At 28.9% G+C, this 12841-nt stretch carries 9 protein-coding genes and 1 tRNA gene; 8 read left to right on the top strand and 2 right to left on the bottom strand.

What is annotated here, in order from left to right:
* Positions 1 to 49: 49 nt before the first annotated feature.
* From AC4PG3_RS08850 to AC4PG3_RS08835, 4 genes are all read left to right on the top strand, one after another.
* A complete protein-coding gene (locus AC4PG3_RS08850; protein WP_492196296.1) occupies positions 50 to 1063 on the top strand; it encodes an adenylyltransferase/cytidyltransferase family protein in 1014 nt (337 codons plus the stop codon).
* Positions 1064 to 1089: 26 nt separating this feature from the next.
* Positions 1090 to 2565, top strand: coding sequence for a 4-alpha-glucanotransferase (gene malQ / locus AC4PG3_RS08845; protein WP_492196295.1), 1476 nt, complete (start codon positions 1090 to 1092; stop codon positions 2563 to 2565).
* A gap of 2 nt (positions 2566 to 2567) precedes the next feature.
* Positions 2568 to 4940 carry a glycogen/starch/alpha-glucan phosphorylase gene (locus tag AC4PG3_RS08840; RefSeq protein WP_492196294.1) on the top strand — a complete coding sequence of 791 codons (2373 nt, stop codon included), beginning with the start codon at positions 2568 to 2570 and terminating at the stop codon, positions 4938 to 4940.
* A gap of 163 nt (positions 4941 to 5103) precedes the next feature.
* Entirely contained in the window at positions 5104 to 6531 is a 1428-nt protein-coding gene (locus AC4PG3_RS08835) for an aspartate ammonia-lyase (protein WP_492196293.1), read from the top strand.
* A gap of 119 nt (positions 6532 to 6650) precedes the next feature.
* Here the strand turns inward: AC4PG3_RS08835 and AC4PG3_RS08830 are convergent, their stop codons facing one another.
* Positions 6651 to 6821: an aspartyl-phosphate phosphatase Spo0E family protein gene (locus AC4PG3_RS08830; protein ID WP_492196292.1), complete on the bottom strand. Its 171-nt coding sequence runs from the start codon at positions 6819 to 6821 to the stop codon at positions 6651 to 6653.
* A gap of 106 nt (positions 6822 to 6927) precedes the next feature.
* A tRNA-Leu gene (locus AC4PG3_RS08825) sits at positions 6928 to 7014 on the bottom strand.
* Between the two features lie 122 nt (positions 7015 to 7136).
* Between AC4PG3_RS08825 and polA the strand changes: the two genes are divergently transcribed.
* The 4 genes from polA to AC4PG3_RS08805 are packed head-to-tail and all read left to right on the top strand — an operon-like array spanning position 7137 to position 12808.
* On the top strand, positions 7137 to 9806 hold the full coding sequence (gene polA, locus AC4PG3_RS08820) for a DNA polymerase I (RefSeq protein ID WP_492196291.1): 2670 nt from the start codon (positions 7137 to 7139) through the stop codon (positions 9804 to 9806).
* Positions 9793 to 10410 (top strand): dephospho-CoA kinase, encoded by a 618-nt coding sequence (coaE, locus tag AC4PG3_RS08815; protein WP_492196290.1) that lies wholly within the window; start codon positions 9793 to 9795, stop codon positions 10408 to 10410. Before polA ends, coaE begins: the two co-directional genes overlap by 14 nt.
* 15 nt (positions 10411 to 10425) lie before the next feature.
* Positions 10426 to 11079 carry a lytic transglycosylase domain-containing protein gene (locus AC4PG3_RS08810; RefSeq protein WP_492196289.1) on the top strand — a complete coding sequence of 218 codons (654 nt, stop codon included), beginning with the start codon at positions 10426 to 10428 and terminating at the stop codon, positions 11077 to 11079.
* Positions 11080 to 11092: 13 nt separating this feature from the next.
* Positions 11093 to 12808, top strand: a complete 1716-nt coding sequence (locus tag AC4PG3_RS08805; protein WP_492196288.1) for a peptide ABC transporter substrate-binding protein — start codon at positions 11093 to 11095, stop codon at positions 12806 to 12808.
* The last annotated feature ends 33 nt before the right edge of the window (positions 12809 to 12841 follow it).

The raw sequence follows: 12841 nt of genomic DNA, 5'->3' as shown, positions 1-12841 counted from the left end.
TTGTATAATGAGTTAAAAGCTACATAAAAAATATAAGAGAGTGATGACAATGTTTTTTAGTGATGAATTAAATTTAAAAAATGAAAAAGAAGTAGAAGAAATAAGAGAATTTCTAGATCAATTTAATATAAAATATGATGTTCCAGATAAAACTTTTATAATAAGAGATAAGGGTAAGATAATAGGAACAGGTTCGGCAAAGGGAAATATCTTAAAATACTTTTTCTTAAAAGAAGAGTACAAAGGTGAAGGACTTTTAAATATACTTTATAATGGACTTTTAAACCACCTATTAGAAAGAGGATATGACTCCTTTTTTGTATTTACTACTCCAAATAATAGAGTTATCTTTAGATCACTAGGATTAAATGAAGTATGCTCAACAGATAGAGTATCTTTATTTGAGGGAGGATTTTATAATTATAATAAATGGATAGAAAAGACTAAGAATTTAATTCCAAATAAAGGAAATACTAGAGGTGCTATAGTAGTAAATTGTAATCCTATGACACTTGGTCACAAATATTTAATAGAAAGAGCTTTAGAAAAAGTTGATAATTTATTAATCTTTGTCGTAGAAGAAGATAAGTCAATTTTCCCCTTCGAAGATAGATTTAATATAATAAAAAATGAATTAAAAGACTATGATAAAGTAAATGTGATAAAGGGAGGACCTTATATAATTTCACAGGCTACATTTCCAACTTACTTTATAAAAAAGAAAGATGAGATGTTAGACATATATACAGAGTTAGATGGCAAGATATTTGCGGAGAAAATAGGAAAAGATTTAGAAGTAGATATTAGGTTTTTTGGTTCAGAGCCTAAAGATTTAGTTACTCTAGCATACAATACTTCTCTCAAAAAAATACTAGAAAATAGTAATATAAAAGTAGAGATTATAGAAAGAAAAAAATTAGATGAGATAGTAGTAAGTGCTTCCTATGTAAGAAAACTATTAGGAGATGGGAAAATAAAAGAGGCATATAAATATCTTCCAAAGAGCACTATAGATTATTTAGAAAGTGATTCGGGTAAAAAGATTATAGAGAAGCTTAAATAGTATAACTAATATCTAGAGGTGAGGATATGAAAAGAAGTAGTGGGATACTTATGCATATATCTTCTCTACCTGGAGAATATGGCATAGGTGATTTTGGAAAAGAAGCATATAATTTTGTAGACTTTTTAGAAAGAGCAGGACAAAAGAGTTGGCAGATACTTCCTTTAGGACCTACAGGCTTTGGGGATTCCCCTTATCAAAGTTTTTCTGCCTTTGCAGGAAATCCTTATTTTATTGATTTAGATGAGTTTTTAAATCTAGGATATTTAAAAAAAGAAGATATAGCAAGTCGAACTTTGGGTAATAATCCATCAAGGGTTAATTATGGATTATTATATGAAAACAAATTAAGTCTTTTAAAAATAGCCTATGAAAATTCAAAGCATATACTTAAAGATGAATTAATAAACTTCTATAATGAAAATATAGATTGGGTAAGGGGATTTTCAATTTTCATGTCTATAAAATCACTTCATGGGAACAATTCTTGGATAAATTGGGATATAGACTATAAATTATTTAATTCTAAAAGAGTAGAAGATTTTGAAAGAGAAAATTCAGATGAAATATTTTTTTGGATATTTACTCAGTATTTTTTTATTAATCAGTGGATGAGATTGAAAAAATATGCAAATAAAAAAGATATAAAAATCATAGGAGACTTACCTATATATGTATCAGAAGATAGTAGCGATTTATGGAGAAATCCTGAACTTTTCAAACTACATGAAAACTACATACCAAAAGTTGTATCTGGATGCCCTCCAGATGACTTTAGCGAAAAGGGACAGTTATGGGGTAATCCTATATATAATTGGGAGCAGATGAAAGACAATGGCTATGAATGGTGGATTAAGAGAATAGAGCATAGCTTTAAATTATTTGATAAAGTGAGAATAGATCACTTTAGAGGTTTTGAATCATATTGGGAGGTTCCATATGGCTCACAGGATGCTATAAATGGAACATGGAGGAAGGGTCCTGGTATAAGTTTATTTAACAAGATAAGAGAAGAATTGGGAAACTTAGATATAATAGTAGAGGACTTAGGGCTTAATACATGGGAAGTGAAAAAATTAGTAGAAGATACAGGATTTCCAAATATGAATGTATTGCAATTTGCATTTAACCTATATGAAGAAAGTGACTATCTACCCCACAATATTGAAAAAAGAAGTGTAGTATACACAGGAACACATGACAATCCAACTGTCAGAACTTGGATTAACAGTTTAAATAGAGAAGAATTTGAATATATTGTAAAATACCTAAAGCTTAATTATGATGAAGGATTAAATTGGGGTATTATAAGAGGGGCATGGGCTAGCTCTTCTTATCTTGCAATTGCTCCCTTACAAGATTTTTTAGACTTTGATAATTGGGCTAGAATGAATACTCCATCTACCCTTGGAGACAATTGGGCCTGGAGAATAGAAAGAAAAGATTTGAGTTTGGAATTAGCTGATAAGATTATGGAATTGACTAAAACATATTGGAGGTAATTATGTTAAATAAGGAAAGAGTCATAGAAAGTATAAAGAGAAATTCTTTATCTACCTTTAGAAAAGACTTGGAAGATTGCAACCAAAAAGAAAAATTTATAGTTGTATCTAAAGCTATTATGGAAATAATTTTACCGATATGGCTAAAATCAAATGAAAAATTTAGTGATAAAAAAAGAGGATACTATTTTTCAGCCGAATATCTTATGGGGAGAGCCCTTAGTAATAATCTAATTAATATGGGGTTTAAAGATGAAATAAAAGAGATATTAGATGAATTAAATATAAATTATAATGAAATAGAGGATGCTGAAGAAGATGCAGGTCTAGGTAATGGTGGACTTGGGAGATTAGCCGCTTGTTTTTTAGATTCAGCAGCTACTTTGGATTATTCCTTAACAGGATATGGTATTAGATATGAGTATGGAATATTTATACAGACATTTAAAGATGGATTTCAATATGAAAAAGCTGACAATTGGTTAAAGTACGGAGATCCTTGGTCCATAAAAAAGGAATCAGATTCTGTAAGAGTTAGTTTTTCAGATGGTGATGTATTGGCTGTTCCATATGATACACCTATTGTAGGATATGGAGGAAGAACCATAAATACTCTTAGACTTTGGGAATCAAGAGCTATAGAATCCTTTGATTTTCAAGAATTTAACAGACAAAACTACGAAGGTTCTGTAAAGGATAAAAATGCAGCAGAGACCATATCAAAGGTATTGTATCCAAATGATTCTACAGAATCAGGTAAAATCCTAAGACTTAAGCAGCAATACTTTTTTGTAAGTGCATCTTTACAAGATTTAGTTAGAAAACATTTAAATAAACATGGTGATTTGAGTAATTTTGACTTGTTTCATGCTATTCAATTGAATGATACCCATCCAGTTGTAGCAATTCCAGAATTGATGAGGATATTTACCCAAGTTTATCATATAGAATGGAACAAAGCTTGGAATATAGTAAAAAATACCTTTGCATATACAAATCATACTATACTAAAAGAAGCTCTAGAACAATGGCCTGTGAACTTTTATAGATCGTTACTACCTAATGTATATGAGATGATAGAAAAGATAAACTATGACCTAATAGAAGACTTAAAACAAAGAGGCATAGGAGAAGATAGCTTAAAGGATTACAGTATAATAAATGATAATCAGATTAGAATGGCATATCTTGCAATCCATGGCTCATATTCAACAAATGGGGTAGCACAGCTTCATTCTGATATATTGAAAAATAGGGAATTAAAAAATTGGTATGAAATATATCCTGAAAGATTTAATAATAAGACAAACGGTATAACTCAAAGGAGATGGTTAGTTCAATCAAATCCTGAACTTTCATCTTTTGTCACTGAATTACTTGGAAATGATAGTTGGATTACTAATCTAAAGCAATTGAAAGCTTTGGAAAGGTTCAAAGATAATGATGAAGTGCTTAGGAAATTTTTAGATATAAAGCAAACTAAAAAACAGGAACTGGCTCAATATATTAAGAAGGTAGAAAATATAGATATAGATTGTCAGTCAATATTTGATATTCAAATTAAGAGACTTCATGAATATAAAAGACAGTTGTTAAATGCTTTTCATGTCTTAGATTTATATTTTAGAATAAAGGAAAATCCAAAACTAGATATTCCAAATAGAACATTTATATTTGGAGCTAAAGCAGCACCAGGATATACTAGGGCTAAAGGGATTATTAAATTTATAAATGAAATCAAAAATCTTATAAACAATGATCCTGATATACATGGCAGGATAAAAGTAGTATTTGCCACTAATTATGATGTATCCTATGGTGAAAAGCTATTTCCAGCTGCAGATATATCCGAACAGATTTCTACTGCAGGAAAAGAAGCTTCAGGGACAGGAAATATGAAATTTATGTTAAATGGAGCTCCCACACTTGGTACATTAGATGGAGCAAATATAGAGATTGTAGAAGAAGCAGGTATGGAGAATAATTTCATATTTGGGCTTACTGTTGAAGAAATAAAAGAGATAGAGTCCAACTATAATCCTAAATATTACTATGAAAATATACACGGATTAAAAAGAGTTGTAGATACTTTAATAGATGGAACTTTTAGTGATAATAACACGGGAATATTTAGAGAAATATATGATTCTTTAGTAAATGGAGTAAATTGGGAAAGAGCAGATGTATATTATGTACTAAAGGATTTTGAATCCTATAGAAAAGCTCAAGAGATAGTAAGTTATGAGTACAAAAATAAAATAGAATGGGCTAAAAAATGTTGGATGAATATAGCAAATGCTGGGAAGTTTAGTTCTGATAGAACTATAGAAGAATATGCAAATAATATATGGAGAATAAAAAGACAAATAGGTTAAGGAAAACATTTTCAAATGCAGTTGACAGTTTTAAATTCTAGGTGTAGTATGTAGATGAGAGTTAATGCTTTAGTTCAAAAGATGGATTCGTCTTTTGAACCAAAAAACATGTTTAAAAATACAATTAATTAAATATTATAATATTACTTAGAGGGGGATATTAATGACTACATGTGCTAAAGAATTTAGGTTAGAAAGTGATTCTATAGGGGATATAGAAGTTCCTGTAGATGCATATTATGGAGCTAATGCAATAAGAGCATCCCAAAACTTTCATATTACAGGAAAAGTGATTAATAAAGAATTAATTATAGGTCTTGCTGAAGTAAAAAAAGCATGTGCTATATCTAACTTTGAAGCTGGAATAATGACAGAAGAGGTTAAAAATGCTATTGAACAAGCAAGTGATGAAATAATAGAAGGTAAATTTCATGAAGAGTTCATAGTAGATCCAATTCAAGGCGGAGCAGGTACATCAGCAAATATGAACGCCAACGAAGTTATAGCCAATAGAGCAAATGAAATTTTAGGTGGTAATTTAGGAGATTACGATAAAGTACATCCAAATGACCATGTAAATATGGGTCAATCCACAAATGATGCATTTCCAACAGCAGCAAAAATAGCAGCTTTAAAACTTGGTGAAAAGACTCTTGGTGAATTAAAAAAATTACACGAAGCTTTACTTAAAAAAGCTGAAGAATTCGATCCTATTATTAAAATGGGAAGAACTCACCTTCAAGACGCTGTACCTATTAGATTAGGGCAAGAATTTCATGGCTATAGTTCTGTAATAAAAAGAGATATAAATAGAATAGAAACTGCTTTAGATGGACTTAGAGTAGTAAATATGGGAGCATCTGCAGTTGGAACAGGTATAAACGTAGACACAGAATATCTAAGAGTAATAGTACCTAATTTAAACAAGATAAATGATTTAGGATTAGTACAAACAGATGATTTAGTAGACGGTACAAACAATTTAGATGGCTTTGTATTTCTATCAGCATCATTAAAAACAGCTGCAGTAAATCTTTCAAAGATGGGAAATGATATGAGATTAATGGCATCAGGTCCAAGATGTGGATTTGGAGAATTAAACTTACCAGAAAAACAAGCAGGATCTTCTATAATGCCTGGAAAAGTTAATCCAGTAATAGCTGAAGTTATGAGTCAAGTTGCATTTAATATTATAGGAAATGATGTAGCTGTAACTATGGCTGCAGAAGCTGGACAATTAGAATTAAATGTATTTGAGCCAGTATTACTATATAATTTATACGAATCAATAGAAACTTTAGGAAATGGTGTAGCTACATTTAGAGAAAACCTAGTATGTGATGTTACAGCGAATATTGATAGATGTAAAGAATTAGTAGATGGTAGTGTTGGAACTATAACAGCTATAGTACCACATGTTGGATATAAAAACGCTGCAAAGGTTGCTAAAGTTGCTATAGAAACTGGACAACCAGTTAGAGAATTAGTTTTAAAAGAAAAACTTCTAACAGAAGCTGAACTAGATGAAATCCTAGATCCTTTTGCAATGACAGAACCTGGAATTGCAGCAAAGCATCTTTTAGCAGAATAAGTAGATAAAAATAAAGAAATGTTGACCTAGATTTAGGCAACATTTCTTTATTTGATTTTGTTTAGTATATAATCAGTATAATAAAACTCATAGTACTATTTTTCGTTACAGTTTACAAATTATAGATTTTTATTAATTAAGTCATTGTAATTTGTGATGGCAGTGTTTAGCTCTTGACTTGCCTTGATAATTTCAGGGTTTTTTAAATCGAATCCCTTTTTTTCAATCAATTCATTTAAGCTTTTCTTTAAAGTTTCAATATCTCTTAATAAATCTTTTAATTCAGACATAATTAAACCTCCCATAAATAGGATTTCTTAAATAGGGATAATTATGCATATGAAATGTTTTTTTAAAAAATAAAACAGCTCTTAAATTTAAGAGCTGTTTTAAATATGGTGCCGGTGGTGGGACTCGAACCCACACACCCTTGCGGATAACAGATTTTGAGTCTGTCTCGTCTGCCAGTTCCGACACACCGGCTTGATAACAATAAATATAATACCATAAATAAATATATTTATCAAGGAAAATTATTTAGCCTTGTTTACTCATGGGCTAATTTAGGTTATACTTAAATATATCAAGAATAGGAGTTGTGATATATGGATAATAAAAAATTTATGATAATAGATGGGAGTTCACTTTTACATAGAGCCTTTTATGCATTGCCACTTTTGTCTACAAAGGAAGGAATTTACACGAATGGAGTATATGGATTTTTAACTATGCTATATAGAATAAAAGATGAATATAATCCAGACTATCTATGTGTAGCCTTTGATAAAAAAGGCCCAACCTTTAGACATAGAGAGTACAAAGAATATAAGGGAACTAGGAAATCTTCCCCATCAGAATTAGCACAACAATTTCCAATAATTAGAGATATATTAGATGCTATGAATATAAAGAGACTAGAGATGGACGAATATGAAGCAGATGATATAGCGGGAACTCTTGCAAATATGGGGGAGAAAAACTCCCTAGAGATTATATTGGTAACTGGAGATAAGGACTACTTACAATTGGCTACGGAAAATACAAAGGTACTACTTACAAGAAAGGGAATTTCAGAACTGGAGATATTTGACTCTGAAAAGATAATAGAAGAATATGGAATTGAGCCAAAGCAATTTATTGATTTGAAAGGTCTTATGGGAGATAAGTCAGATAATATACCAGGTATACCAGGTGTTGGAGAAAAGACAGGTTTAAAACTTTTAAAACAATTTAATAATATAGAAAATATATACAAAAATATAGATGAGGTTAGTGGAAAGAAACTAAAAGAAAAATTAATAGAAAATCAAACAATTGCTTATTTAAGCAAAAAACTAGGAGAAATCATAACAAATATAAATCTAGATATAAATTTAGATGATTTACTTACAAAAGATCCAGAATGGGAAAGGCTATTAAGTCTTTATGAAAAATATGAATTTAAGAGTTTAATAGATAGACTTCCAAATGAACATACACAAAAAGAAGAGATAATAAGAGAGTTCAAATCTGAGAAAATAGGTGTGAAAGAACTAGAAGATGTAATCACAAAAATAAAGGAAGAAAAGAAGTTTGCATTTAAATTTATAGTAGAGGATTCAAATATTATTGAAGATAGGATTATTTCCCTAGGAATAAAATTAAATTCTAGTCCTACTTATTATATGGAATTTGAAGAAAACCAAAAAAAATATTATGAATTATTAAAACCTTTATTTGAAGATGAAAATATAGAAAAAATTGGTCATAATTTAAAAAAGGATATAATAGTATTATTTAGATCGGGAATAAAAATCTCAAATTATACTTTTGACTCAGAAATAGCTGAATACATTATAAATCCAAGTGAAAGTGAATATTCCATAAATAAAATAAGTGAAAAATACTTGGAATACTATGGAGTAGATGAAGAGATGCTATTAGGCAAAGGAAAATCAAAGCTTTCATTTTCTCAGCTTGAAGAAACACAAAGGATAGATTATTTATCTTTTGTTTTAGATACTGTATATGAATTAGAAAAAACTATGAAAGAAAAGATAAAATCACAAGGGATGGAATCTCTTTACTATGAAATGGAATTACCCCTAGTGGAAGTTTTAAGTAGTATGGAATATTTTGGAGTTCAAATAGATGAGAATGAACTTCAAAATCTAGGAGAACAATATCAAGAAGAGATAGATACACTGACAAGTGAAATACATGAACTAGCAGGAAGTGATTTCAATATAAATTCTCCTAAACAAATGGGAAAAGTCTTATTTGAAGATCTAGAGCTTCCAGTTATAAAAAAGACAAAGACAGGTTATTCTACAAATGTAGAAGTACTTGAAAAGCTTATGGATGAACATCCTATAATTAATAAGATTTTTAGATATAGACAAATTGTAAAATTAAAATCCACATATATAGATGGACTTATAAATTTAATAAATGAAAATACAGGTAGAATTCATTCTAGTTTCAATCAAACTATAACTACCACAGGAAGGATTTCAAGTACAGAGCCTAATCTGCAAAATATACCTATAAGGACAGAAGATGGAAGAAAGATAAGAAAAGCATTTATAGCAAAACTTCCAGACTATAAATTAGTGGATGCAGACTATTCTCAAATAGAACTTAGAATACTAGCTCATATATCAAATGATGAGAAAATGATAGAAGCTTTTAAAGAAAATCAAGATATTCATACAAAAACTGCTTCAGAAGTATTCCATGTTCCAGTAGATGAAGTTACAAGTGAATTGAGATCTAATGCCAAGGCAGTAAATTTTGGTATTGTATATGGGATTTCAGATTATGGATTATCTAGAGATTTAAACATTTCTAGAAAGCAAGCAAAGGAGTATATAGATAATTATTTAGAAAACTATAAAGATATACGACAATTTATGATTGATATAGTAGAACAGGCAAAAAAACAAGGTTATGTAGAAACTATATTTAATAGAAGAAGGTATATAAAAGAGTTAAATGCTAAAAACTATAATATTAGATCCTTCGGTGAAAGAATAGCAATGAATACTCCTATCCAAGGAAGTGCAGCAGATATTATTAAAATTGCAATGGTTAGAGTATACAATGAAATTAAAAATAGAAATTTAAAATCTAGATTAATTCTTCAAATTCATGATGAATTAATAATTGAAACATATAAAGATGAATCAGAAGAAGTTCTGGAGATGTTAAAAGAAATTATGGAAGATGCAGCAAAATTAAGTGTACCCCTTAAAGTAGACATGGAAATGGGAGATAGTTGGTATGACACTCACTAATTGTAAAATAATAGGAATTACAGGTGGAATAGCTTCTGGTAAAACTACATTTTCAAATATATTAATAAAAAAAGGATGCATTGTAATTGATGCTGATAAGATTTCTAGGTCTCTTGTACAAAAAGATAATAAACAATATAATGAAATAGTAAAAAAATTTGGAAGAGAAATTTTAGATAAAGATCGTAATCTAAATAGAAAATTTTTAGCTAAAATCATATTTCAAGATAAAAAATGTAGGGATATTCTAGAACAAATTTTACATCCACCTATATTTAAAGAAATAAGAAGACTCATAGATGTATATTTAAAATCACAAGATTTAATTTTTATTGATATTCCATTATTATATGAAAAATATGATAAATTAGTGGAGTATGGAATTTATTTAGATGAAATATGGTTATTGTATGTAGATATGGATACTCAAATAAAAAGATTAATGGATAGAGATAATATTCAATTAGATGAAGCTATTAAAAAGATAAATGCTCAAATTCCTATGAAGGATAAGAAGAAATTGGCAGATAAAGTTATATATAATACAAAAGATTTAATAAGCTTAGAAGAGTATGCACAAGACCTATTAGATGATGTAAATTGACCTGGAGGGATATTTTTGTTTTTTTCTATAAAAAAACTATTTAAAAAAATAATAAATCTATTTGTATTTATAATAGTTTCAACTTTGATAATTGGCTTAGTAGGTTCAATTTTATATCCTATGGGATATAAAGAATATATAAAAAAATATTCTTTTGAAAATGATTTAGACCCATTCTTAGTAGCTGCTATAATAAATGTTGAGAGTAATTATAATAAGGATGCAATATCGCCTAAAGATGCTAGAGGGCTTATGCAAATAGGTCCTCAGACAGGTTTATGGGCAAAAGAAGAATTAGGAATAAATAATTATAGTGAAGATTTATTATTTGATCCTGAGACCAATATTAAAATAGGCACTTGGTATTTGACTAAATTAGATGCTGAATTTAATGGTAATGTAGATACTATATTAGCTGCATATAATGCAGGAAGTGGAAATGTTTCTAAATGGCTAGATGATATAGAACATTCTAGGGACAATATAAATCTTTATAATATTCCCTTTAAAGAAACAGAGGAATATGTAGAAAAAGTAAAAAAAGATTATAAAATATATAGTACATTTTATAAACCTTTTATTCACAAATCCTTTATAGACGATACAATATATATGGAGATTATAAATAAGACTAGAACTTTTTTAAAGCAAAACATTAAGGTTAAATAGATGAGGTGCAAAGATGAAATACAAAAAGAAAATATTGTCTTTATTCACAATCCTTATTTTCATTTTTTTAGTTGGATGTAAAATTCAAGACTATGAAAATTTTGATACCCCCCAAGATTTAGACAATAAAGAAGATTTAAGCAAAATAGATCCTATTGAAGGTGGAGAATTATCTCTTCCCCTTACTAATTTTACGACATTAAACCCTTTGTTGACAGATAATTCTAGTTATTATCATTTTAGTAAATTGATATTTGAAAGCTTATTTGAATTTGATGAAAGTCTAAATCCTTATCCAAAGTTAGCAGAATCCTACACTATATCAGAGGATGGAAAGAGGATACAAATAAAGTTAAAAGAAGGAATAAAATGGCATGATGGAGAGTCTCTTAAATCTGAAGATGTGGCCTTTACAATTGAAGCTATAAAAAGAGCTGGTATTGAAGGCACATATGGAAAAGTATTTAAAGATGCAGCATTGATCAATGGTGATTTAGATTTAAATTCCTTTGTAAATACAAGGATAATAGATGGAAATAATATTGAAATTATTTTTGATAGAGAATTTTCCCATTCCTTAGATGTATTGACATTTCCTATAATACCAAAGCATGCTTTTTCAAATATAGATAATGCTTTAGTAGTTGAAAATTATAATCCTATGGGCACTGGACCCTTTAAATTTATAGACTATGAAAAATTCAAAACTGTTAAATTAAAAAAGAATGAAAATTATTGGGATGGACCTATCTATATTAGCAGTATAATAGGAAAAGTATTAGATGATAAGGAATTGATTCTCACATCCTTTGAGACGGGACAAATTGATTTTGCGTTTAGTATTGGTGTGGATTGGGACAAGTATAGACAAAATGATAGGATAGAGGTATATGAATATCCATCTTCTAATTATGAGTTCTTAGGATTTAATTTTCAAAATGGTAAATTTTCTACACAACAACAGTCAATTGCTGTTAGAAAAGCTATAAGTTATGCCATAGATAGGCAAAATATTATACAAAATCAATACTTAGGACATTCTACTCAAGTGGATGTTCCGATTCATCCAAATTCCTATTTAATATCTGACTTTTCAAGTTTATATGGGTACAATTTAAATTTTGCCAAGGAAGAGTTAAAAAATGCTGGATATATAGATAGGGATGAAGATGGTATCTTAGAAGATGAAAATGGAAATCCTCTAAGATTTACATTATTAACAAATACTTATAATTTACTGAGATTTAGAACTGCAGAATTAATAATAGAAGACGTAAAAAAGATAGGAATAGATTTAGTCTTAGTTGAAAATGGTAATCAAAGTACTTCAATCTCAGAAGAACAAAAAGATATTCAGTGGAGTAATCTCCAAGGCAGTTTAAATAAAGGAAACTATGATATAGTCCTTCTAGGATGGAAAACTTCTGTAATTCCAAATATTTCTTATATGTTTCACAGTTCAAAATTATTAGACACTAATTTTATAAAATATCAAGATGAAAATATGGACAAACTATTAGGATTAACCCTAAACAATAGTATAGAAAAAAAAGCGGACAGTTATAATAATTTACAAGAACATATCTTAGAGAAATTACCATATATAAGTCTGTTTTATAAAAATGAAGCTTTACTAGCGGATTCAAAGATAGTAGGAGAATTAAGTCCTAAATTTTTCAATCTATATGATGGATTGCAAAATTGTTTTATTTTACCACAAGAAAATTGAGATATAAAACATTAAAAATGAACTTATTCCTTG

This window comes from Tissierella sp. QWL-11 (genome assembly GCF_058683765.1).
This window is presented reverse-complemented; position numbering and strand designations above follow the sequence as displayed.